18 protein-coding genes are annotated in these 23726 nt (G+C 70.7%); 7 read left to right on the forward strand and 11 right to left on the reverse strand.

Annotated features, from left to right (window positions below; all coding sequences use genetic code 11):
• Positions 1-235: 235 nt before the first annotated feature.
• Both D7X99_RS02360 and D7X99_RS02365 read left to right on the forward strand, forming a co-directional pair.
• Entirely contained in the window at positions 236-724 is a 489-nt protein-coding gene (locus D7X99_RS02360; protein WP_121776272.1) for an 8-oxo-dGTP diphosphatase, read from the forward strand.
• Between the two features lie 120 nt (positions 725-844).
• Positions 845-1372: a DUF2780 domain-containing protein gene (locus tag D7X99_RS02365; protein WP_121776273.1), complete on the forward strand. Its 528-nt coding sequence runs from the start codon at positions 845-847 to the stop codon at positions 1370-1372.
• Between the two features lie 34 nt (positions 1373-1406).
• Here the strand turns inward: D7X99_RS02365 and D7X99_RS02370 are convergent, their stop codons facing one another.
• The 3 genes from D7X99_RS02370 to D7X99_RS02380 all read right to left on the reverse strand — a co-directional run bounded on the left by D7X99_RS02370 (position 1407) and on the right by D7X99_RS02380 (position 6402).
• Positions 1407-2552 carry an acyl-CoA dehydrogenase family protein gene (locus tag D7X99_RS02370; RefSeq protein WP_121776274.1) on the reverse strand — a complete coding sequence of 382 codons (1146 nt, stop codon included), beginning with the start codon at positions 2550-2552 and terminating at the stop codon, positions 1407-1409.
• Positions 2553-2602: 50 nt separating this feature from the next.
• Positions 2603-5446 (reverse strand): carboxypeptidase regulatory-like domain-containing protein, encoded by a 2844-nt coding sequence (locus D7X99_RS02375; protein ID WP_121776275.1) that lies wholly within the window; start codon positions 5444-5446, stop codon positions 2603-2605.
• 98 nt (positions 5447-5544) lie between these two features.
• Positions 5545-6402, reverse strand: a complete 858-nt coding sequence (locus D7X99_RS02380; protein ID WP_158626901.1) for a hypothetical protein — start codon at positions 6400-6402, stop codon at positions 5545-5547.
• A gap of 328 nt (positions 6403-6730) precedes the next feature.
• On the opposite strand from D7X99_RS02380, the gene D7X99_RS02385 reads away from it, so the two are divergent.
• Entirely contained in the window at positions 6731-8866 is a 2136-nt protein-coding gene (locus tag D7X99_RS02385) for an ATP-binding domain-containing protein (protein ID WP_121776277.1), read from the forward strand.
• Here the strand turns inward: D7X99_RS02385 and D7X99_RS02390 are convergent.
• Complete coding sequence (locus tag D7X99_RS02390; RefSeq protein ID WP_121776320.1) at positions 8857-9534, reverse strand: hypothetical protein; 678 nt, start codon at positions 9532-9534, stop codon at positions 8857-8859. The genes D7X99_RS02385 and D7X99_RS02390 overlap by 10 nt on opposite strands.
• 286 nt (positions 9535-9820) lie before the next feature.
• Here D7X99_RS02390 and D7X99_RS02395 point away from each other — a divergent pair, with 286 nt between their 5' ends.
• The gene (locus D7X99_RS02395; protein WP_121776278.1) at positions 9821-11125 is read left to right on the forward strand and encodes a pectin acetylesterase-family hydrolase; all 1305 of its coding nucleotides are present in this window, start codon (positions 9821-9823) and stop codon (positions 11123-11125) included.
• A 94-nt stretch (positions 11126-11219) separates the two neighbouring features.
• Here the strand turns inward: D7X99_RS02395 and D7X99_RS02400 are convergent, their stop codons facing one another.
• From D7X99_RS02400 to D7X99_RS02415, 4 genes are all read right to left on the reverse strand, one after another.
• Positions 11220-12599 (reverse strand): DUF1552 domain-containing protein, encoded by a 1380-nt coding sequence (locus D7X99_RS02400; protein ID WP_121776279.1) that lies wholly within the window; start codon positions 12597-12599, stop codon positions 11220-11222.
• Positions 12600-12611: 12 nt separating this feature from the next.
• Positions 12612-14234, reverse strand: a complete 1623-nt coding sequence (locus D7X99_RS02405; RefSeq protein WP_233613047.1) for a DUF1592 domain-containing protein — start codon at positions 14232-14234, stop codon at positions 12612-12614.
• Between the two features lie 196 nt (positions 14235-14430).
• Complete coding sequence (locus D7X99_RS02410) at positions 14431-14841, reverse strand: SET domain-containing protein-lysine N-methyltransferase (protein WP_121776281.1); 411 nt, start codon at positions 14839-14841, stop codon at positions 14431-14433.
• A gap of 115 nt (positions 14842-14956) precedes the next feature.
• Positions 14957-15994 (reverse strand): lysylphosphatidylglycerol synthase transmembrane domain-containing protein, encoded by a 1038-nt coding sequence (locus D7X99_RS02415; protein WP_121776282.1) that lies wholly within the window; start codon positions 15992-15994, stop codon positions 14957-14959.
• 154 nt (positions 15995-16148) lie between these two features.
• Here D7X99_RS02415 and D7X99_RS02420 point away from each other — a divergent pair, with 154 nt between their 5' ends.
• On the forward strand, positions 16149-16520 hold the full coding sequence (locus D7X99_RS02420; protein ID WP_121776283.1) for a Spx/MgsR family RNA polymerase-binding regulatory protein: 372 nt from the start codon (positions 16149-16151) through the stop codon (positions 16518-16520).
• A gap of 70 nt (positions 16521-16590) precedes the next feature.
• A complete protein-coding gene (locus tag D7X99_RS02425; RefSeq protein ID WP_121776284.1) occupies positions 16591-17448 on the forward strand; it encodes a general secretion pathway protein GspE in 858 nt (285 codons plus the stop codon).
• A gap of 13 nt (positions 17449-17461) precedes the next feature.
• Here D7X99_RS02425 and D7X99_RS02430 read toward each other — a convergent pair whose 3' ends face one another.
• On the reverse strand, positions 17462-18346 hold the full coding sequence (locus tag D7X99_RS02430; RefSeq protein ID WP_158626902.1) for a DUF459 domain-containing protein: 885 nt from the start codon (positions 18344-18346) through the stop codon (positions 17462-17464).
• Positions 18347-18448: 102 nt separating this feature from the next.
• A complete protein-coding gene (locus D7X99_RS02435) occupies positions 18449-19243 on the reverse strand; it encodes an alpha/beta fold hydrolase (protein WP_121776285.1) in 795 nt (264 codons plus the stop codon).
• A gap of 244 nt (positions 19244-19487) precedes the next feature.
• Here D7X99_RS02435 and D7X99_RS02440 point away from each other — a divergent pair, with 244 nt between their 5' ends.
• Entirely contained in the window at positions 19488-19856 is a 369-nt protein-coding gene (locus tag D7X99_RS02440) for a hypothetical protein (RefSeq protein WP_121776286.1), read from the forward strand.
• 20 nt (positions 19857-19876) lie between these two features.
• Here D7X99_RS02440 and D7X99_RS02445 read toward each other — a convergent pair whose 3' ends face one another.
• Positions 19877-23608: an AAA family ATPase gene (locus tag D7X99_RS02445; RefSeq protein ID WP_121776287.1), complete on the reverse strand. Its 3732-nt coding sequence runs from the start codon at positions 23606-23608 to the stop codon at positions 19877-19879.
• Positions 23609-23726 lie beyond the last annotated feature (118 nt).

Raw genomic sequence — 23726 nt, forward strand, 5'->3', positions numbered from 1 at the left:
TGTCTTCAGGGCATGGGTGTGATTCGCGTCGCACCCATGCCCAAACCGGGCGTCCCGGCGAACCGCGCCGCGGCCGTGAACAACGAGCGGTGGATCACCACGTACAGCCCGGGCGGCCCGCGCAGTGGTTCCACGCCGGGGGACACCCTCGACATGGGCACGTTCGCGCGGAACATGCGCACGCGGGCGGAGTTCGTCTTGACGCCCTGCCCGAATCAGGGGACGAACCGGGCCCATGCCCTACACCCCCATCGTCGCCACGCTGGGCTACGTGATGTCGCCGGACGGCCAGCAGGTGCTGCTCATCCACCGGAACGCGCGTCCTGATGACGCCCACTACGGCAAGTACAACGGCCTGGGCGGCAAGATGGACCGCGACGAGGACATCGCCGCGTGCATGCGCCGTGAGATTCGCGAGGAGGCCGGCATCGAGTGCACGCGCATGGTCCTGCGCGGCACCCTGTCCTGGCCCGGCTTCGGCAAGCACGGCGAGGACTGGCTGGGCTTCATCTTCCGCATCGACGCCTTCGAGGGCACGCCCCTGGAGAAGAACCCCGAAGGCGCCCTGTCCTGGGTCCCCGTGTCCTCCATCCTGTCCCTGTCGCTGTGGGACGGAGACCGGCACTTCCTGCCGCTCGTGTTCGACGAGGACCCGCGCCCCTTCCACGGCGTCATGCCCTACGAGGGCGGCCGAGCGCTGAGCTGGTCCTTCACCCGACTGTAGGGACTCACTGCTCCGGGCGTCCTCCGACCAACGCTCACCGCGGTTTTCCAACCAGCTCCCCGGCCCGGACCGATACAACCGCCGCCTCACACCTGGAACTCACGTGAAGGAGCGCGGCGCATGGACCTCATCGGACAGCTCTCGCAGCAGCTTGGAGTGGATGGCACGCAGGCACAGGGGGTCGCGGGTTCGCTCCTGAAGCTGGTGCAGGGCACGGTGCAGGAGAAGGTCGGCCCGGACGCGGCCCGGCAGATGGACCAGGCCATCCCGGAGATGCAGGGCTGGCAGCAGCAGGCACAGGCCCCCGCGGGTGACGGCGGCGGACTCATGGGCGCCCTCGGCGGCATGCTCGGCGGTGGTGGCGGTGGCGGCGGTGGCGGCCTCATGGGCGCCCTGGGCGGCGCGGCTGCCCACGCGGGAGAGATCGCTGGCGTGGTGGCCATCCTCCAGCGCTTCAACCTGGACGCGAGCAAGGCCACCCTGGTCGCGCCACTGCTCCTCAACTTCCTCAAGTCCCGCCTGGACCCGGGCCTGGTGGGGAAGATCCTCGCCGTGATGCCCCTGCTCGCGGGCGGGGCCGGTGGCGGCAGCGGCCCCCAGGGCGGCGGCGGACTGGGCGGAATGCTCGGCGGCCTCCTGGGGAAGTAGGACAGGGGCCCCAGGAGGAGCAGTCCGCCTGAGGCTACAGCGCCATCGTCCCGGCGATGATCTCCTTCATCACCTCGGACGTGCCGCCGCCAATGGTGAGCATGCGCACGTCGCGCCACGCCCGCGCGACGTGCGACTCCTCCACGTAGCCCATGCCGCCGTAGAATTGCTGGCAGTCATAGGCCACGCGCTGGGCCAACTCAGTGGTGAGGAGCTTGGCCATCGCGATCTCCTTCACCGGCTTCTGCTTGCGTTTGCGATTGAAGAGCTGCACCGCCTGATAGGTGAGCTGCCTTGCCGCCTCCACGCGGGTGGCGTGGTCCACGAAGGTGTGGCGCCACACCTGGAAGTCCAGCAGCCGCTTTCCAAACGCCTGACGCTCACGGCCGTAGCGGATGGCTTCACGCAACAGGTCGTCCATCACCGCCACCGTGTAGAGCGCCGTCACCAGGCGCTCCGCGTGGAAGCTGTTCATGATGTGGAAGAAGCCGTCGTTCTCCCGGCCCAGCACGTAGCGGGCGGGGATGCGGCAGTCCTCGAAGTAGAGGATGGCCATGTCCGACGAGCGGTGGCCCACCTTCTGGAGCTTCTTCGACACGGAGAAGCCCTTCACGTCCGTGGGCAGCGTCACCAGCGAGATGCCCGGCGCCCCCTCCCCGCCCGTGCGCACCGCCAGCACCAGGAAGTCCGCGCGGGCGCCGTTGGAGATCCACGTCTTCGCGCCCTGGATGACGTAGTCGTCGCCGTCCCTTCGCGCGGTGGTGCGCAGCCGGGCCAGGTCCGAGCCCGCGTCCGGCTCGCTCATCGCCAGCGCCGCGATGCGCTCCCCGGTGAGCGCGGGGGCCAGGAACTCGCGCTTCTGCTCGTCGGTGCCCAGCTCGTTGATGACCGGCGTGGCCATCTGCCCCTGCACCAGGAGCGACATCGCCACGCCCCCGTTGCGCGCCCGCGCCAGCTCCTCCGCGAAGGCGGCCACGTACCAGTAATCCAGCCCGCTGCCGCCATAGGCAGGGGCGTGGCTGATGCCGAAGAAGCCCAGCGCGCCGCAGCGGCGGAACACGTCGCGAGGGAACTCGCCGGCCTGGTCCCACTCCAGCGCGTGCGGGGCCAGCTCCTTCTCGACGAATTGACGCACGGTGCGGCGGAACGCCTCGTGCTCCGGGGTGAAGCGCTCATCCATGGACTGGGATGCTGTCAGGGCCCGCCCCACGCTTTCAAGCCGCGCCTCCGTCAGCGTGCGCGGATGAACGTGAAGGACAACGCCTGGCCGCCCCGCTGGAGCGCGAGCACCGCGGGGCTGCCCGGAACGCCCCATTCGCGCCGCCGCGCCTCGACCGTGTCCAACACCACCGCCCCGTCGATGGAGCGCACCACGTCCCCCACCTGGAGCCCCGCGACGTTCGCGCCTTCGGCGATGTCACTGATGACGACATCCCGTCCCGTCATGCCGAAGCTCAGGCCCAGCCGCCCTGGCTCCACGCGCCGGATGCCCAGGCGCCAATCCCCCAGGTCCTGCGTCTTCCCCGCGGCGAGCGACACCCGCCGGTCCACCAGCTCCCGCCCCCGGCCCCACGCGGTGAGCCGGTACGCGCCCGGAGCCAGGTCCTTCAATTCAAAGCGTCCGTCCGCGCCCGTCGTGGGGGACATGATGCCGTCCGCGTCCACGTAGGCGCCTGAGAGTGGCTCGTTCGTGATCGCACTCAGCAGCCGCCCGGACACGACGCCACCCGCGTCCACAACCACTTCCACGGCGGCCTCCGCGCCCGACGCGAGCGTCACGTCCACCTTGCCCGCGCGCCCATCCTGCAGCGTGGCCACGACAGTGACATGCGTGGGGCAGAGGCCCTCCACATGGAAGGTATCGCCAGAGAACTGGCGCTCCACGCGGGAGAGGAAGTCGTCGTCGCCGCGCGCCGCGGTGACGGTCAGCGTGAAGCCGCGCACCTCGCGGCCTCCCGCGGAGCGCACGGTGCCCCTCAGCCGGGCTCCGGGCTTCAGCTGGAGCGTGAGGTCTTTCTGGGACGAGGACACGCTCGCGGCCTCGCCCTGCCGTCCGCCATTCGTGGACCAGACGCGCCACGCATCCGAACCCAGGCCGTCCAGCGCCAGCACCGCCTGGCCGGATGCGTCCGTCAGCTCCTCCGCCTGGATGTCCGTATGGCCCGCCTCCGTGGCCATCACCGTCGCGTGGACGCTGGGCGCGCCGTTGGGCTCCAGCACCGTCACGCGGAGCGGCTTCCTGGGCTCGCCCACCACCAGGTCCACGTGGCGCCGGCCTCCCGACTCCAGCTCCACCACCTGCTGCTGGTCGCCATTCTGGAAGCGCAGCGCGGACAGCCACGCGCTCAACTGGTAGCGCCCCGCGCCCACGCGCATCGACCACGTTCCATCCGGCTTCGCGGGCACGTCGACGGACTCGGAGGCTGGAGCCCCCACCCGGTGCGCGGTGACCGTCACCGCGCCGGACAGCCGCGCACCGTCCTCCTTGCGCACGGTGCCCTCCAGCACGCCTTCACCCACGAGCGCCAGCAGCGTCATGACCGTCTGTCCCGCAACCACACGCACGGGCTGGCGCACTTCATCCTCGCTGTCCGCGCGGCGCGCCGCGACGTACACGGTGCCCTCCGGCACGTCCTCCAACGTGAAGCGCCCCTGCGCGTCCGTCACCGAAGGCAGCGCGTCCGGCAACGGCCGCCACCTGAGCTGGGCCACTACCGTCACGCCGGAGAGCGGCGCCTCCGCGCCATCCACCACCGTGCCCTCGATGCGCCCCGGAGCCGCGAGCTCCAGCACCAGTTCAAAGCGCTGCCCCGCGAGCACGCCCAGCCCCGTGCGCGTGAGCGGCTGGAAGCCCGGAGCGCGCACCTGCACGTCATAGGCGCCCGGCGCGAGTCCGCCCACCGCGAAGCGTCCATCCACCTCCGTGCGCGCATGGAGCAGGTCCGCGCGGTCGCCATGCGCGCGCACACCCACCGTGGCCTCCGCGATGGCCTCGCCCGAGTCCTTGCGCCGCACCACGCCCGCGAGCGACGCCGCGCCACCCAGGCGGATCCGCACGTCCTTCACCGTCATGCCCGGCCCCACGACGACAGCTCCTCCGACCGCGCCCGTCTCCTCTCCGTGGCGGGCCGTCACCTGGAACGACCCGGGCGGCACGTCCAGCGAGAAGCTCCCCGTGTCTCCGGCCTCCACCTCCACGGCGCCGTCCTCGCCCCAGGCGCTCACGCGCGCTCCCGGCGCGGGCGTTCCATCCGCGCGGGTGACGAAGCCCTCGATGAACGCGGAGCCGTCCAACTCCACGCGCACGTCCGTCCCAGGCACGAGCACGCGTGCGATGCGGCGGGGCGCGTGGCCCGGGGCTCGCGCCTCCAGTTGATACTCACCGCGCGCCAGTCCGTGGAACCCGAACGCGCCCCGTGCGTCGCTGAGCGTCTCGTGCCGCGCCGCTTCCGGCACCGACGCTCCCGTCTGGAGGAACCCGGGAAGCGCGTCCTCGAAGCCGGTATGCGGCGTGAGCGTCAGCGCCGCCATCGGCACTGGCGCGCTGCCCGCGCGCTCCACCGTCAGGCCCGTCAGCGACACACCGGGTTCCAGCATCAGCCGAACCGTGGACAGCGCCTCTCCAAGGGGACGCGTCACCTCCGCGCGCGCCAGCGCCAATCCTTCCGCATGCGCGGTGACGAGATAGGGCCCCGGACGCGCGGGCAGCACCAGCGCTCCCGCCGCATCCGTCCGGCCCTGCCCCGCCACGCGCCACGACGGCAGCCGTGAGCCCGGGGACGCGGGCCCTCGCAGGTACAGCGTCACCTCCGCGCCCGCGAGCGGCCCCGAGGCCGTGGCGGTCTCCACGCGCAGCGCGCCGTCCGCGTCCCGCATGGGCTGTTCCACGGGCGCGGTCGCACCGCCCCCATTGCGCACCGGGGCCTGCGTCGAGCCGGACGCGGGCCGCTCGGGGGACATCACCGCTTCATCGCGCACCTCCGCGGCGGGCGCGGAGGCGCGCATCCAGACGAAGACGCCGGCCAGCAGGAGCGCCAGCCCGGCCACCACGACGAACACCTTGCGAGACGACATGCACCCTCCGGGGGAGGTGGGGAGCCGCGCCCCAAGACACCTCACCCGGCCCCCCGGTTCCAAGGGGGCGTCTCGCGTTTTCCCGCCGCCGCTCGGTGCTACAGGGGCAGGAACGCGATTCGCAGGCCCAGGGTGAACAGCGCGTGGAAGCCGTCATCCACGGGCGTGAGCCCCTGGTCGCGGGTGCCCACGCCGGTGATGTCCAGCGTCTGCGAACCGGTGCGCACCGTGTACTGGCCCACGGAAGCGGTGATGATGGGCCCCACCGCCAGGGCCCGCGTCACTCGCACGTCGCCACCCAGCGTGAGGCGCGCGATGGTGGGCCCCCGGTCCGTCACGTGCGTGTCCACGTGCGTGGGGAGGAACACCCCCGGCGCGACCTGCACCTGCGTGTCCCCCTCCACGTGGCTCTTGAGGACCTCCAGGCCCACGCCCAGGCCAATCCACGGATCAAAGCTCCCGCCCGGCCGGATGTGGTAGCGGACCTCCGGCCCCACGCGCCACTGGTAGGTGGAGCAGTCGAAGCCCTCCGGGCACGACAGCTCGTTCGTCTTGGTCAGCACCGGCTCCCAGCTGCCCCACACGCCCAGGTAGAACCGCGGCGTCACCCGGAAGCCCAGCTCCGCGATGATGGGGAAGGAGATCTTCGCGGACTGGGTGATCTTCAGGTCCTCCAGGCCGCCGCCCGGGGCCTGGCCGTTCGTGTAGACGTAGCCCAGGCCGAAGCCCACGTTGCCGCTCACCGCGAACTGCGGCCCGATGCGCCCCTCGGGGTGGTGTCCGCCCGACTTCTGCGTCTCCTCCGAGCTCATCGTGGGGGTCGTGGTCGTCGTGGTCGTCGTGGACGTCTCCGACTCCGTCTGGGGCTCCGGCTCCTGCGCCCCCGCCGACGTGGCGATTCCCAGCGCGGCGGCGAGTGACAGCGTCCAGCGGAACGGCGCATTCATCGAGGTCATCCGGTACATCCTCCGTGTTCGGGATGGATGCGGACGGAAGCAAGCCGCGCGTGCCGTTAGAAGCCACCTGCCTCCGGTGTGCGCCGCCATTCGACAGACAGCCCCCCTCTGCGATCAGTCGCGGACATCCACCCCACCCCATGGGGAGGCAACCTGGCGGGGTGGATGGGAAGCGCGCGTGCGGGAGGACCCGGGAGAAAGGACGGGCGCCTCCACCGCGATCCTCAATCTAGCAAGTCGGCCCGAAAATCCAACGGGTTGACCCGGCGGTGGCCAGCGTTCACCTTGCCCGCTCCACGCACGCCCACGGGCGGAAAGGAAAGACATCATGGCCGGCCAGGAGCAGGAGCTGTCGCCCGAGGCGCTCGCGCTCATCGCCGAGGAAGAGGCCCTGCTGTCACGCGTCCAGCAGGCGCTGGCGGAAGCGCGCCGTCAGGCCGCGGAACGCACGCTGGACACGCAGGGGCTGATGGCCCAGCTGGCGGTGCTGCGCGACGACGCCACCACGGCGCACGCCGCGGACCTGCCGCACGTCTTCACCCAGATGAACGAGGTGCGCTCCATGCTGGAGCGGCAGGAGGCCATCCCGCTGCCGGACGCGCACGCTCCGTACTTCGCGCACCTGCGCCTTTCCGGGCCCACGGGCGCGCGCGACTACCTGCTCGGCCGCACCAGCTTCGCCAACCTCTCCGCCGGCGTGCGCGTCATCGACTGGAGATTCGCCCCCGTCGCCCGCGTCTTCTACAACTACGAGGAGGGCGACGCGTTCGAGGAGTCCTTCGGAGACCGGCTCTCCGAAGGAGAAGTGGAGGCGCGCCGGCTGGTCATCATCGAGAAGGGCGTCCTCACCCGCATCAGCACCGGCCCCTACCTGCTCCAGCGCGATTCACAGGGCCGCTGGCACTCGCGCGGCCGTGACGCGGCCTCCGTGCTCGCGGGCGGCAGCGGCACCGCCGCGCGTCCGGGCTTCCTGGGCGTGGGCCGGGGCGCCACGCACGTGGAGGACGCCTTCGGCGTGACGGCGCTCCTGGACGCGGAGCAGTACGCCGCCGTCAGCACCGGCCCGGAGCAGCCGCTGCTGGTGCTGGGCAGCGCGGGCAGCGGCAAGACGACGGTGGCGCTGCACCGGCTGGCCAAGGTCATCTTCGACGACGCGAAGACGTACCCGCAGGCGCGCACCAAGGTCGTCGTCCCGGAGGAGGGCCTGGCCCGGCTCACGCGCCGGCTGCTCGCGCCGCTGGGCCTGGGCAAGGTGTCCGTGGAGACGCTGGAGGCCTGGTCGCTGGCCACCGCGCGCTCCGCCTTCAGCGTGCCGGGCATCAAGCTGTCCCCGGACACGCCCGCGCTCGTCTCGCGCTTCAAGCGCCACCCCGCCCTGCGCCGCGCGCTGGCCGACCGCGTGCCCGTGTTCCAGGGCAAGGCCCTGCCCCCCACGCTGGACCGGCTGCGCCTCAAGCTGGCGGACGCGTACCTGGACCGCGCCTTCCTGGAGGCCGTGGTGGCGGACGCGAAGGGAGAACTGCCGCGCACCGTGGTGGCGGAGGTGCTGGAGCACACCAAGCAGCAGACCGCCACGCCGCTGTCGCGCCAGTACAAGGGCTTCGACGAGGACCGCCTCGTCACCGTGGACGGGCGCGCGATTGAAGCGGACACGCCGGACGCGCTCGCGGGCACGGTGGACGCGGACGACCTGCCCGTCCTGATGTTCCTCAAGGCGCAGCGGGGCGCGCTGGGCGCGGAGCGGCTGGCGCACGTGGTGCTGGACGAGGCGGAGGACTTCTCCCTCTTCGAGCTCTTCGTCGTCAGCCAGCTGCTCGCGGACAGCCGCAGCTGCACGCTCGCCGGAGACGAGGTGCAACAGACGACGGCGGGCTTCGCCGGCTGGGACGCCGCCCTGGACGAGCTGGGCATCCGCGACGCCGCCACCTGCCGGCTCCAGGTGTCCTACCGCTGCCCGCGCCCGGTGGTGGAATTGGCGCAGCACGTGCTGGGCAAGCAGTCCCCGGCCACCGCCGCGACGGCCGGCCGCGAGGGCGCGCCCGTGGGCTTCCACCACTTCCCCGACGAGGCCCAGGCCTGGCTGTTCCTGGGAGACGCCCTGCGCGACCTGGTGCTGCGCGAGCCGCACGCGTCGGTGGGCGTCATCGCCAGCAGCCGCGAGGCCGCCTGGTCCTTCCACCGCGTCATCCGGGAGATGCCCTGGGCGCGGCTGGTGCTGGAGGGCGACTTCTCCTTCGAGCCCGGCGTGGACGTGACGGACGTGGACAACGTGAAGGGCCTGGAGTTCGACTACGTCGTCCTGCCGGACGTCACCGCGCGCGCCTACCCCGCGGACGACGAGGCCCGCCGCAGGCTGCACGTCGCCGTCACCCGCTCCTCCCACCAGCTGTGGGTGGCCTCCTCCACCGTGCGCTCCCCGCTCATCCGCACCTTCCCCGGCGCGGACGAGTCGAATCAGGGCTGACGGCCGCCGCCCGCGCGCCACTCCTTCTGCCGCTGGGCGTGGGCCTCGCGGCGCGACAGCGCCTCCGACTCCTGGCGGGGAAGCTCCGCCAGGCGCGTGCGGTGCATGTTCACGCTCAGCTCCAGCAGGCCCCGGTGCTCGGACGGCAGCGTGTCGCCGTAGTCCTGCAGCATCGTGGTGGCGAAGGCGATGGCGTCCTCGGACACCTGGCGGCGGTACTCGTAGTACTGGTGCACCTCCTCCTCCGAGGCCTCGTTGGCCTGCACCTTGCCGAAGAGGGCGTTCCACTTCGCCTTCACCCCCTCACGGCGGCGCAGCTCCTCCGGGTCCTTCGTGGGCGCATCCAGCTCGAAGTACAGGTTGCCCGGCAGCTTCGCGCGCAGCGCCTCCAGGTCCACCGGATAGGGGCCGGGCTCCGCGTCCGGCGCCGCCTGCACCTGGGCCGTCGCCGCGCCCACCAGGTCCAGCCCGCCGTCCTTCCCGCGGGGCACCGCCGGCGTGGACGCGAACACCGGCGGCGGCGCGGGGGCCTGCGTCACCGGCGCGGGCACCGGGGCTGGCGCGGCGTCCTCCGGGCCCTGCCCTCCAAAGACAAGCCACGCCCCCACCGCCAGGGCCAGGACTCCCGCCGTGCCCAGGGGCAGCTTCCATCGCGCGTGCGTGCTCATGCCCAAGGCCATACCCCGCGCCCCGCGCTCGCCGCAACCCGTGTCATGGCCTGCCAGCGACGCGCCGCGCAATTGATACATTTAAAACATGACCAGACGCGTCAATTTTTAATCCCTGGCTGACGCGAGGCGGCAATTACAATCCTTTCAGATGGAATGCTGCACCTGACTTGAAATTCACAATTTTCACTGCAAGCGAAGTTTCCCTGCTTACGGCTGATAAACAAAAACGTATCATCCCCGGCCGCAACCCCACTCAACTCACTCCCCCTTTGGAGGAAGCCGCATGAGAAGTTTTCTCTGGATGAGCCTTCTGGCCCTCTCCGCCCCCGTGGGCGCCGCGCATGCCGAAGTGCTGGTCGAAGGCATCGTCGACGTGCTGGTGGACGGCGGCAACAACTACGCCTGGCAGAAGGTGACGCTGCCCGGCACCAAGTGTGGCAACGGTTCGCAGTACAAGTTCTTCGTGCACAAGACGAACTCGCCCAACCTGCTGTTCATGATGGAGGGTGGCGGCGCGTGCTGGGACTACGATTCCTGTAGCGGCCGTACGGGCATCCTGGGCGCGGCGAACCCCAACGGCATCTCCGACGACTACATGACGCAGTTCACGGCCAAGTACGTGTCCCCCATCGTCAACGGGGCGGACCCGGGCCTGCCCTTCCGTGACCGCAAGGACATCGCCACGAAGGACTGGAACATCGTCTACATGCCGTACTGCACGGGCGACGTGCACATCGGCAACAACACCAAGGTCTACACGGACACGACGGGCGGACAGGCGCCGCTGACCTGGTCGCACTCCGGCTACACCAACACGCTGGCGGCGGCGAACTACGCCAAGCAGAACTTCCCCAACGTGCAGAAGCTGCTGGTGACGGGCTACAGCGCGGGTGGCACGTCCACCTCCGCTGGCTACTACTTCATCCGCAAGGCCATCAACCCGGCCAAGGGGTACATGATCAACGACTCCGGCCCCATCTTCATGGCGCCGAACGCGAACTCCCTGTCGCGCCCGCTGCACGACAAGATCCGCTCGTCGTGGAACCTGGACTCGGTGTTCAGCCAGCTGCCGGCCAGCTTCAGCATCAACGACATGGGCTCCATCAACAAGATGGTCGCCACCGAGTTCCCGAACGATCAGCTCGCGTACACGGGCTACACGATGGACTACAACTACTCGCGCTATTCGTATGAGCGCTTCAAGACGCCCAACGACGAGGCGTCCGTCCACGCGTACTGGAAGACGGACCAGGACGCGTTCGTGAACGAGCTGAACAAGTACAACAACTTCAGCTATTTCATCCCGCACCACCGCGCCATCAACGCCAGCCACTGCAGCACCATCATCACCTTCGTGGGCGCGCACGCCTGCCAGCGCATGGAGAAGAAGTACTGGTACGAGTACGTCTCCAGCCCCTGGCAGTCCTGGGCCTGCCACGGCGAGATGGTCCCCATGGACGTCTTCCTGTCGCGCTTCATCAACAGCAACCAGCGCGTCCGCATCTACGAGCCGGCCAACAACTACAACAACGAGGACGCGGGCATGAGCATCCTCGCGCCCCTCATCAACGGCGCGCTCGGCGGGTAATCCCCACCGTCCGTCCCTGAAATGAAAACGGGAGCGGGCCCCAGGGGTCCGCTCCCGTTGTCTTTTCCGGGGCCCTTCAGGCCGCCCGGAGGCTTCAGGTGAGGTTGAGCGTGCCCACGTAGTCCTCGTGGCCGAAGCGGTCCACGTTCACGCCAAAGGCCTGGGCAATGGTGGTGAGCAGCTTGTTGTGCTCCACCGCGCCCAGGAGCGGCTTGCCCGGGCCCTTCCAGTCGCCCAGCGGGTCCTTCCCGGGGCGCAGGGACAGCATGCGGCCCATGCGGAACTTCCCGCCCGCGCCGCCCGCCAGCACCGTGGGGATGGACACGTTCATGTGGCCAGCCGCGTCGCCCAGCTCGTTCCCCCACAGGATGACGGTGTTGTCGAGCACCGTGCCGCTGCCCTCCGGGATGGACTTGAGCGTGTCCATCAGCCGCGCCACCTGTTCGGCGTACCACCGCTGCACCGCCACCATGCGCAGGCGGATTTCGGTGCGCGCCGGCTCGGACTGGGTGTCCGTGCGGTGGGCGATGTCGTTGTGGATGTCCTCGTCGATGCCAATCCACGGCATGGACGGCCCGGGGATGGTCATGGTCACCACGCGCGTCAAATCACACGCGAACGCACGGGCGATGAGGTCCATGTGCAGCTCGGTGAGGGCGGGCATGTTGTTGATTTCGCCCAGGTCGTTCACCGCGCCGGAAGGCGCCGCCGGCTTCGAGCAGCTGAGCGCGCCGGAGCTGGTGAGCCGCCGCTCGATGTCGCGCAGCGCCGCCAGGTGCGTGTCCAGCTTGGTGCCCTCCGCGGCCGCCAGCCGCGACTTCAGCCGGGTGGCGTCCTTGATGAGGTAGTCCAGCAGGCTCTTGCGCCGGGTCAGCAAGGCCTGAGCCTCCGCCTCGGAGCCGCCCATGCTGGCGAAGAGCCGCTTGTAGACGTTGGCGGGGTTCAGCTCGAACGGCACGCGCGAGCCGTTCTCCGTGAAGGAGATGCTGTTGTAGACGTGCTGGGCGCCGAACTGCTCGAAGGCGTGCAGTTGCAGGGAGCGGAACTGCGTGGAGCCGCCCACCGCGTTGCCAATCACCTGGTCCAGGGACGCGTTGTTGGGCAGCTCGTCACCGCTGGACACCTCCACCTGGCTGCCGGTGAGGAAGGTGACGGGGCCGCCCTCGTGGCCGGTGCGGCCGTGCTCGTAGAGGACGCGGTAGTCCAGGCCGTCCAGCACCAGGAGCTTGTCCCGGTGGCGCTGGAGCGGCTGGAGGACGGAGTTCTCGAAGTCGATGTTGAAGCTGGTGTCATTGCCCTTGGGCACCCAGTACTCCGGCAGCAGGCCGTGAGGGGTGAACAGGGCGATGAAGCGCAGGGGGGCGGCGTCCGCCGCTTCGGCCACGGAGCTGGTGAGCAGGTGCGCGAAGGGCGCCGCCATGGCCGTGCCGGACAGGAGCTTCAGGATGCTGCGTCGGGAGAAGTCGCGGGGCATGGAAGTCAAAGCTCAACGGGTGGGCAGACGCCGCTGGGTGAAGGAAGACGAACGCACCAGGCTGACCAGCACTTCGGTGATTTTCAGGCGGTCCGTGCGGTAGGGGCCCGTGCGCATGGCGGCAAGCAGCTCCGTGTCCGAGGCGTGCTCGTCGCGCCCCATGGCGTAGCGCACGAACTGCAGCGGCACGCAGTTGGCCAGCTCCTCGCTCGTCGTCAGGTAGCGCGCCAGCTGCGCGCCACCGGTGAAGTCGCCCAGGTTGGTGGTGCCGTCCCTGGCAATCACGGCGCCGCTGGCGTCCACCCGCTTGCCGTTCTCCTCCGTGCGGTGCTGGCCCAGGCCGTCGAAGTCCTCCATGCCGAAGCCCATGGGGTCGATGGTCTTGTGGCAGCTGGCGCACGCGGGGTTGTTGGTGTGCGCCGCGAAGCGCTCGCGGGTGGTGGCGTCCTCCGACAGGGCCGGGGGAATGGTGGACACGTTGGCCGGCGGCGCGGGCACCGTGCGGCACAACAGGCGCGTGAGCACGAACTTGCCGCGCTTGATGGGCGAGGACGAGTCGAAGTGGGCGTACGTGGACATCACGCCCGCCTGCGTGAGGATGCCCAGGCGCTCCGGCGGCAGCGTCACGCGGCCCAGGCCCGTGTCGTCATCCACGTTGGTGCGCTCCAGCTCGCCGTAGAAGTTCGCCAGCGTCTCGTCCACGAACGAGTAGTTGGCGCCCAGGAGCTCCGCCACGGAGCCCGAGTGCTCCTTCACGATGAAGTCGATGAACGCGTCGCGCTCGCGGACCATGGAGTCGCGGAAGTCCACGCTGTAGTCCGGGTACACGTTGTTGTTCTTGTTGACCTTGCCCAGGCCGCCCAGCCCCAGCCACTCCACGAAGAACTGGCGCAGCTTCACCTGCGCGGCCTCCGTCTTGAGCAGGCGGCGCGCCTGGGTCTCGCGCTCGTCCGCCGAGGACAGCGTGCCGGCCTTGGCGGAGGCGAGCAGCGTGGCGTCCGGCGGTCCACCGGTCACCATGAAGGACAGCTCGGAGGCGACCTCGTAGGCGGTCAGCTCCACCACCTGGCCCTTGCGGGCGGTCTCCGGCCCCAGCTCCGTGCGGTACAGGAACGACGACGAGGAGAAGAGCGCCTGGAGCACCAGCTCCGCGCCCGTCGCCATGGTGCCGCCCTTCTTGCCCTCGTTGAAGAGGGCCAGGAGGTCCGTCTCCTCGTCCGCCGTCACCGGCCGGCGGAAGGCGCGCTCACCCACGCGCTGGATGAAGGCGCGCGCGCACTCGTCCTGCGTCTTGCCCTTGGGGCACGCGTAGAGGTCACTGAGTTGTGACTTGCCCTGCTCCGCCAGCGTCACCGCGGCGGTGTCGAGCTGATCCGCCAGGAGCGACGTCACCTGGAGCCGCTCGTGGGTGGAGAAGCCGAGGATGGTGTCCTCGGCCGCGAAGCCCTGGGCGATGTCGACCTCGGTGCCCAGCACCGCGGTGGCGGACTTGTTGTACTCGTCGCGCGTCAGCCGGCGCACCCGAGCGGGCGCCGCCGCGCTTTCAGGCTCCGCGTCCTGCCCACCGATGTTGCCGGTGCAGGCGGAGGCGGACAGCACGAGAGCGGAGGACAGGTAGAAACGACGCAATGGCATGATGTCTGGCATTCCTCGCATCCGCGCGGCCTGAAGCACCGGCGCACAGGCAGCCCGCATTGTACTGGTTGCCCCCCACGCGGATACGGGGGAATTCATTTCCGAGCGTTTCCAAGCTTCCCCGAGGAAGAAGGCACCCTCACGGAGCAGGAAGTGCGAACGCACCTGTCAGGTGCGCACACGGTGCGTGCACGACTCAGGGAGGAACTTCCTCACCTCGCGCCTTCCACCAGTTCTCCCCGTAGCTGATGCAGATCTGCTCACCCGGGTGGATGTCCCGCAGTGCGTGATAACGGAACACATCGCGTTCCTCCGCTCGGCTATAGGACGCGTTGGGTTCGCTCGCGTGATTGTAGATCATCCCGTAGCCCATCACGAGCGCGACCCAGTCACCCTCGCGGGGCACTTCGTTGCGGTGCCAGCGAATCTCGAAAACATAGTCGTCGAGCGGTTCACCCCGGAACTGCCGCTGCGGGACCTTGAGGTAGTGGCACTCCTCGATGAGCTCTCCCGCGGCGATGAAGGTGTCCGTGAAGACGCCCATGCCCCACTCACACGGCCGCACCTTCACGCCGGAGTGGAGGAACAGCGCCGGGCCCAGGTTCATGAGTGCATCGCTCTCGCTTCCGGTGGCGTCCACGCTAAAGCGAACCATCGCGCAAGACGGGCAGCCACGGGAAGCGGGGGCGAGGGCGTGAGGCCTTCCGTGACTTCCGGAGAAGTCAGCCAGCCTGCCCTCCGGGCACGGGGCGGCGGCTGAAGGTGTGGCGCAGCAGGTAGAGGCCGGGAAGCAGGGGCAGCCAGAGCGTGAAGCCGCGCAGGAGCAGGGTGCCCGCGAGCGCCGCCTCCACCGGGACGCCGAAGAGGTTGAGCATGCCCACGGACGCGGCCTCGTAGGTGCCCACGCCGCCGGGGATGATGGACACCGTCTCCGCCATGGAGGCCACCATGAAGCTGACGAACACGGTGCTCAGGGGGACCTCCTGCCCCAGGGCCTGGAGCATGGCGCCCAGCGAGGCCGCGTCCAGCACGTAGACGCCCAGTTGCAGGAGGACGCCGCGCGCGAGCAGGCCGGGGTTGAGCAGCATGCCGGGCGGCACCTCCGCGATGGCCTTGAGCAGGGTGCCCAGGGACGGGATGCGCCGGGCGAAGCGGCCCGGCTTCCACTCGCGGTGCCGCGTGGCCCAGAGGATGCCCAGCGGGATGATCAACGCCACCACGCCGAAGCCGGTGACGAGCCATTGGATCCAATTGTTCAGCTCGGATTTGCGCCAGAGGAAGTAGAGGCTCACGCCCACGCCCAACGCCTGCGCGATGTAGAAGCACAGCACCGTGAGCAGCACCGCGCCCGCGGCGATGCCGGGGTTCGCGCCTTCACGGCGCAGCCCGCGGCCCACGAGCAGCGACCCGCCCACGCCGCCGGTGGGAATCACCTGGTCGAACGCGAGCTTCATCAGCGACAGCCGCGCCAGCGACCAGAGCGAGGTCTTGATGCGCGCCCGGTGCAGGACCATCCACCAGATGCCCGCCACGCACAGGTACGTGCCCACCTGGCACGCGACGGCCACCAGCAGCCACGCGGGCCGGGCCTGCCGCAAGAGCTCCAGGAACTGCCTCTCCTCGTTGTGGCGCGAGAGGATGAACGCCAGGAGCGCCGCGAGCACCAACACCCCTGGAATCCACCAACCCCGCCGGCGCTTCGCTGGCACCTCCAGCGGCTCTTCCAGGGTGGGAATGGGTTCGGCGCGAGTGCCCTGCATGTGTCTCCTTCCTGGGAATGGGATGGCTTCGGAAAGGATGCGCTTCCTGGCCCCATGGGGCAGGTCCTGAAGCATGGCGGCCCGCCTGCCCTCCGAGCGGGGAGGCGAGCCCAGTGCTGCCTGTTCGCGGGGGCGGTCTGGTAGAAGCCCGCGCATGTCCGACGACATCCTCGTGCTGGCGTACGCCGGCTGTGACACCTGCAGGAAGGCGCTGAAGTGGCTGGAGGCGCGGGGCGTCCCCCACCGCACGCGCGCCATCGTGGAAGCGCCGCCCACCGTGGCGGAGCTGCGCCAGTGGATCCCCAAGAGCGGCGTGTCCGTGCGCAAGTGGCTCAACACCAGCGGCCAGAGCTACCGCGCGCTCGGCAAGGAGAAGGTGGACGCGGCCTCCGACGCGGAGCTGGTGGAGTGGCTGGCGAAGGACGGGAAGCTGGTGAAGCGGCCCGTGCTCGTCACGAAGGAGTCCGTCACGGTGGGCTTCAAGCCGGAGACCTACGAGGCGCTCTTCCCTCTTCACGCGACTTGAGAGCGGGCGGGCGGACGAGCCCCCGTCCGACCGTCGTCGCGTGCGGGGGCGGTTGCCACGTTGAGTGGGCATGGAAATCGGATCCAGACGCCCGTTGGGGGAGATCCTCCTGGAGCTGGGAGTGGTCGACAAAGGCCAGCTCCGGTTGGGGCTGGTGCACCACCACGAGGTCCATGTCCCCCTGGGCCGCGCCCTGGTGAGCGAGGGCGTGTGCACGGAGGCGGACGTCCTGCGCGGGCTGGCCATCCAGTTCGACGTGGAGGCGGTGGACCTGGACCGGCATCCGCTCGACCGTTCGCTGACCACCCTGGTGCCCTCACGCATCGCCCGGCAGTACGGCGTCGTGCCGCTGCGGCTGGAGACGCGCGAGGACAAGGAGGTCCTGCACCTGGCCGTGCCCGCGCCGCTGTCGCTGGACGCGGTGGATGACGTGCGGGCCGTGTCCGGGAAGGCGCGCGTGGAGCCGCACCTGGCCTCCGACAGCGCCCTGTCCCGCGCGCTCAGTGCCCTCTATGGCATCCGGGAGACGTCGGGGGCCGCGCAGGAGCCGCCCCGTCCCGTCGTGCCCAGCCCGCCGCTGATGCTCTACGGCTGGCCGCCCGTCACCGCGGTGCTCATCTCCCGCACGCTGGCGCGCAACGGCATCCCGTCGCGCGTCGCCACGCCGCTGGACGTGCTGCACACGCGCGACAACGACGTGGTGCTCGCTCCCCTCCAGGCCATGGAGGGGCTGCTCGCGGGAGAGGTCCACATCGAGGGCTCGCTCATCGTCCATGGAACGTCGGACGACGAGGGCTTCGAGCGGGCGCGGAAGCTGGAGGCCCGCGGCTTCCTGGCCAACCCGCGCGACGAGGAGTTGCTCCTGCGCGCCGTGCGCAGGCTCCGTCCCGACGCGGGCAGCGAGAGTTCCTGGCCGCGCCACTCCTGAAGCGGGGAGGCCGCTACGGCGCCGTGGATGCCGCCGGGGCCGCCAGGGCCTGCATCGCGGGCTTCGCCGAAGCGCCAGCGGGGCGCGTGGTGTGCTTCTCTTCGGGCTCCAGGTGCTCCAGGCCCAGCACGCCCAGCACCTCCGGGTACACCTTGTTCGCGAAGTAGCGCCCGCCGGCCACGGTGAAGTGCACGCCGTCCGTCATGCGCAGGCGCATGGGCTTGCGGAAGCCATCCACGCGGGCCTGCTTCAGCGCCTTGCCGCGCGCGTCGGTGAAGTAGGGCCGCGTGTCCAGGTGCACGGCGTCCCCGCGCGCGGCGATGACCTCCCGCTGCAGGTCGCGGATCACCGTGAGCTTCTGCTCGAAGCGCTGGCGGCTCGTGGCGGGCAGCTCCAGCCACACAATCTTGCGGTTCGGCGCGGAGATGGCCGTGACGAAGTCCGTCAGCCGCTGGCGGTATTCGCCCTGCCAGTCCGGCTTGCCCCAGGCCACGGTGGCGCGCCCCTGCCGCGTGTGCAGGGCCTGCCCGTCGTTGCCGCCCAGGATGACCACCACGACGTCCGGCTGGTGCTGCTGCACCTCCTGCTGGCCGACCTCCAGCCAGTCGAAGAAGTCCGGGCGCGCCAGTCCCGTGGACGACTTCGCGCGGCGCTCGCAGCGGATGCGAGGGTGCGCGGCGAGCTGGTTCTGGAGATACTCCCCGAAGCCCGTGGCGATGAGGCTGTCACCCAACAGCAACACGGTGCGGCGGGGCGCGGGCGCCGGAGCGGCGGCCTGGGCCGGAGCGGTGGGCAGCACGGGCGAGGCGGTCAGCCCGGAGGCGGATTCCGCGGAGGCCTGCGCCGCCGTGGACAGGAACGCCAGGAAGAGGAGCGCGCGAAGAGGACGGGTCGACATCGGCGGAGGCGAAACTACTTCCCGCGACCGCATCCGTACACCCCCCCGCCAGGCGGGTGGATCCGTCGAACCGCGCGCGGGTTGTCAAGGCCGCGCGCGGCGTCAGGCCACGGAGCCTGCGTCCGCCCCGAGCCCCCGGGCCGTCAGCACCGCGAGCCCCGCGGGCGCGAGCGCCTGGAGCCATGGCATGAGCAGCCGCGCGCACTCCTCCGGATGTGAGAAATAGGGAACGTGTCCCGCGCCGCGCAGCAGGTGCCGGGGCGTGCCCTCCGGCAGCGACGCGGCCAGCCGCTCCAACGAAGACGGCGGCACCAGCACGTCGCGGTCCCCCTGGATGCACAGACACGACACGTTCAGCGGGCGCAGGTCCGGCGGCGGCGGCTCCGTGTGGATGGAGAACGCGCGCCGCAGCGTCGTCAGCTGCTCCAGCAGCGTGGTGGGCACCACGTCCGCCACCTGATGAGAGGCCACCGGGCGCCACGCCGCCAGCGACGCCGCGACGCGCCCGGGACGTCCCAGCACCGCGATGGGTCCCATCATCGAGATGAGCCTTCCGCGAGGTCCCACGTGCGAGGTGCGCGTGAACGCCCCCAGGAAGGCAACCCCACGCGTCGCGCCGCCCGCGGCCAGGTGCGCCGCCACCATGCCGCCAAAGGAGCTGGCCACCACCGCGTCCACCTTGCCCGTGACGCGCAGCACCTGCTCCGCCAGGGCCCTCGCGCCGCACGCGGCATGCTCGCCTTCCGGGTACTCGACCATGACGGGACGCGCCACGTCCGTCAGCCGCAGGGCGAGTTCACGGAAGCCTGATCCACGCGCGCCCAGCCCGGGCAATAAGAGGACGCGAGGACCCTCGTCATTCCCTGCCATGTCCGTCAGCTCCACCGTGCGACGCATGTCTCTCGCTTTCCTTGAAACGCGCCGGAACAAACAACGCCGGGCCCCTGGGTCTGCCCCATCCCACCGGGTGGCCCGCACGACCCACGACCTGGGGGAAATGCTCCCGGTCCCTCGCCTGCCAGGACGGAGAGTGATACATGATTCATCCCACCACCCTTTTCCACCGACACGATTCACGGTGTCCGGAAGCCAAGGATTTTCGCGGTCGGCGTTCTGACAGCGTGGGGGCGAAGGGTTAAGAATGGTCACCGTGAATCTGCATGCCTTCGGGGAGTTTGTTCGCAAGCATCGTCCGGCCCTGGAGGTTCGGGCCGCGAGGCTTTGCGCTGGGAGCGCGGTCGACTCCACGGAGCTGGTCGGCGAGACGTTGGAGCGCGCCCTGTCCGTGTTCGAGCGGCTTCAGGACCAGGACACCGCGTCCGTGACGCAGTGGCTGGATGGCGCCATGAGCCGCTGCTTCGCTCGGATGGGCGGACAGCTGCCGGACGCGCGCACCGCGGCGCCGGACCTTCAGCAGACGTTCGACCTGCTGCGTGCGCGCTTCCGTGAGGTGTACGCGCAGCCGGCGTTCGGCAAGAGCGCGGGCGTCACCGGCGGCTGGCGGATGTAACAAGTCCCGCGCCCTGTGTTTCAGGGCGCCGGGCGGTGGCCGGACAGCGTCTCCACGTAGGACGCGGCCACCCGGAGGAAGCGGCCCCCACGCACGCCGGTGAGGTACTGGCGCTTCATCGCGCGGGTGGCCCCCACGTAGAACATCGCGCGGCGGATGCGTTCGTTCTCGCGCTCGTTGCGCTGGCGGGCGCCCGCCATCCACGCCTCGATGGAGTCCAGGGCCTCCAGTCCCGCGAAGAAGACGACGGGGCACTCGTGGCCCTTGCATGAGAACACCGTGGTGGCGCGCACGTGGTCCACGCCGCTCACCCGGAAGTCCGTCACGTCCCGGCCGCCCTTGCCGCCGTAGGCCTCCGCGGGCACGCCCGCCTTGCGCAGCGCGTCCGTGAACGACGCGGGCATCACCGGCGCCACGACCAGGATGTCGCCGGGGTGGACGCCCTCCTCGTGCACGAGCCGGGCAATCTCCTTGGCCACCCAGCGCGCCTCGCTGGTGCTGGAGGCGAAGTCCTTCACCTGGGGAAGCACGCCGCCGCGCTCGGTGGACTGCACGCGGTAGAGGCCTTCCAGCGTCTCCTCCGGCAGCCACAGGAGCCGCTCGCGGGCCAGCTCTCCGGCCTTCATGTACTCGCGCATGCCGGGGTCGGTGACTCGGTGCTGGCGCAACGGGTCCAGCACCACGTTGAAGGCCACGTCGAGGATGTCGCGCGTGGCGCGGAAGGTCTCCTTGAGCACGCGGGTGCGGCCGCGGAAGGACAGCCCTTCGGGGAGCTGATCCTTCAAGCTGTCGATGGGCGCCTGGCCGTAGACGTTCTGCGAGTCGTCCATGAACAGCTGGAAGCAGCGGGACTCGCGGCCGTCCTCGCCCACGCGGGGGCGCACCAGCGCGTGCAGGGCCGCCAGTCCCTTGGCGTCCATGTCCTGCGCCTCGTCCACGAAGACGGCGTCGAAGGCGTGGGGCTCCAGCCGCCGCAGCGCGCCCACGTGCTTCACCGTCACCTGGGCCCTGAGCGCGCGCAGCTGCTCCGGGCCCGCGCGCACGGTGAGCGCCTCCATGAGCAGCTTGTCCACGAGCGGCGTGAGCGAGCGGTTGTAGAAGGACACCAGGACCCGGGCGCGCGGGTTCTCCAGCAGGTAGCGCGCGGCCCAGTGCGCCAGCACGTACGTCTTGCCGCTGCCGGCCACGCCGCGCACCAGGTGGTGGCCGTCGTCGAAGCGGCGCTCGAAGAGGGAGACCTGCTCCTGCGTGAAGAGCGGTCCGGTGTCCTTGCCGCCCGCGATTTCTCCGCCCAGGCCCACGGGCACCAGTGGCGGCGGGGGTGGCGGCGGAGGACGCGGCTGGGTGGCGAGCAGCTCCAGCTTCGGCGGCGTGCCGGCGTGGACGCGCACGCGGGGGAGCAGCGACAGGAAGCGCGCGGGCACGGGCGAGGCACGGGCCTCCGCGCGCGAGGCGAGCACCAGCAGGTATTCCTTCGCGCGGCTGGCGGCGACGTTGAGGATGGGCACCAGCGTGTGCGGCGGGAAGGGCCGGCCACCGGCCACCGTGTCCACCATCACCACGTCGTACTGGGTGCCCTGCTGACGGTGGATGGTGGAGGCGCTGAACATGTCGTGGCGCAGGCCCGCCGCGTTGCCCAGCTTGCGCAGGAGCGCCGCTTGCGCGCGGTAGGGCGTCACGCAAAGCACGGTGAGGCCCAGGCGTACGGACTGGCGGGCCAGCGTCACGGCGAGCTCCGCGGACAGCTCGCGCTGGTAACCGGAGCCCGTCTCGCCCCGGCCGTGCGTGAGGCGGCGGGCGTCGCGGCTCAGGCCGTCCAGCACCAGCCACATCGCGCGGGACGGGAAGGCGGGCACGGGCGCGGGCCTCTGGGCCCGGTCCTTCACGATGTCGCCGTCCTCCAGCGCGCCGCCGTAGCAGAAGTGGCTCACCACCTTCGCGATGTCCGGGTGCATGCGGTGCTGGGTGCGCAGGAGCAGCACGTCCGGGCGCTCCGCGTCCTTCACCGCGTCCTCCAGGTGGGACAGGGCGCTGGCGCGCAGCCACGTCTGGGTGCCCTTCCCCGCCCCTTCCGCCGCGCGGCTCACGGGGCCAATCTGCTTGGGGTCGCCCGCGAGCGTCACCTGCCGGGCCAGCGGGGCCAGCAGCGCCGTCGCCGCGCGCGTCACCATGCCGGCCTCGTCCACCACGAGCCGCTGGAAGGTCTCCTCGCCTTCCAGCTCCGACACCAGCCGCAGGGCGCGGTGCACGGTGAGCACCATGAGGGGGCTTTCGCCCTTCTCCGCCTCCTTGAGCGTGGGGTCCTTCACGCGACCACGCAAGCTGCGCAGCTCCGCCTGCATGCGGGCGAGCTCCGGCGCGGGGCCGCCCCGGGAGCGCTCCAGCGTGAGCTCGCGCTCGCGCTGCTCGATGGTGTTGAGCAGCTTGCTCGTCTTGTTCTCCTCCATCGCCACGGTGGGCAACTTGTGGAGGGACTCGCTGGCGCCGGTGCCGCCGCGGAAGATGCTGCGGGCCAGGGGGCGCAGGGGGATGGGGTCGCGCTCCAGCAGGGCGCTGACGCGCATCACCAGCTCGTCCGCGGCGCGGTTGGTGGGGGCCACCGCGAGGATGCGCTCGTTGGGGTAGGCGCGCAGGGCGCGGGCGATGAGGTCCGCGACGGCGGTTGTCTTTCCGGTGCCGGGAGGGCCCCAGATGCTGCCCCACGGCTGGCGCCACAGCCGGTCCACGGGGATGAGCTCCGCGTCGCGCGAGGACGGCGTGGACGGGAGGAGTTCCCCCTTCGCGCGCGCCAGGGCGTTGGTGAGGTCGGAGGTGCGGTCCTCGTAGGCGGCCGCCGCCGCGCACAGGGCCTCCGCGAAGTCATAGGGCCGGTAGCACCACCGCTCACAGGAGAGGACGCGGCGGTCCAGGTCCTCACCGGAGTCGGAGGAGGCGAAGACGCGGCCGGACTCGAAGTCCAGGTGGACGATGTTCCCGGCGAAGACCAGCTCCTCGCCCAGGAAGCCGAGCAGCGAGCCTCCGGACCAGTCCGGATCCGCGGCGGGAACGGGCACCAGCCCCAGCACGCCGGGCCCGGCCAGGCCCACCTCGCGTGCCTCCTGGATGCGCTGCGCGCGGTACTGGCTGCGCTCGGCCACCAGCGCGTCGCGCAGGTCCTCCGGGAGATAGGCGGGGGCGACCCACTGTTCCCTGCGGCGCCCGGAGGACACGGCGGCCTGCATGGCCTCTCGCTCCGCCGGGGTGACGTCGCCAGAGGCCGACACGTCGCGGGCCGGGGCCTCTTCCGGGGGACGCGCGTTGGCGACGTCGTCCATGCGGACGAGGTCCGGCGCGGGTGCCACCTCGGGCGGAGGCGTGTCGGCCGAGTCGTCCACGCGGACGAGGTCCGGCGCGGGTGCCTCGACCGTGCCAGTGGCAGCGTTCCCCTGTCCGGCGGGACGCGCCGGCACCGCGCGGTTCACGCGGTGGGAGGCCGGCATGGACGCCAGCGCCGCGGAGTCCAGCTCCCGGAAGGTCAGCGTCCTCGCCTTCGCGGACGCCCTGCCCTTCACCTCCGTCACCTTCGGCGCGGGCTCGGCGTCCTCCGACTCCTGCGGCGGCCACGACGCGCGGACCCGGAGCACGGGCGCGGCGTGTCCCTCCTGGACGTCGGTGTCGTACTCCACGCGGAGCACGGGCATGAGGTCATCCGGAGCACGCTCGTCCCTCGGCGCCTCCCCCTGACCCGACTGCTCGTCCGTCCTGCGCATCATACGAGGTGCTCGCGGCGAGGCCCTTCCTCACTTCGGAAGCGGCGGCGCCGGGAAGCCGGCCAAGCTAGGGGAGGCGTCGATCTGCGTCAACGCGCGCGCGGGCTCCCTCGCACGCCTG

This window comes from Corallococcus sp. AB032C, assembly GCF_003668935.1.
Lineage (GTDB): Bacteria > Myxococcota > Myxococcia > Myxococcales > Myxococcaceae > Corallococcus > Corallococcus exiguus.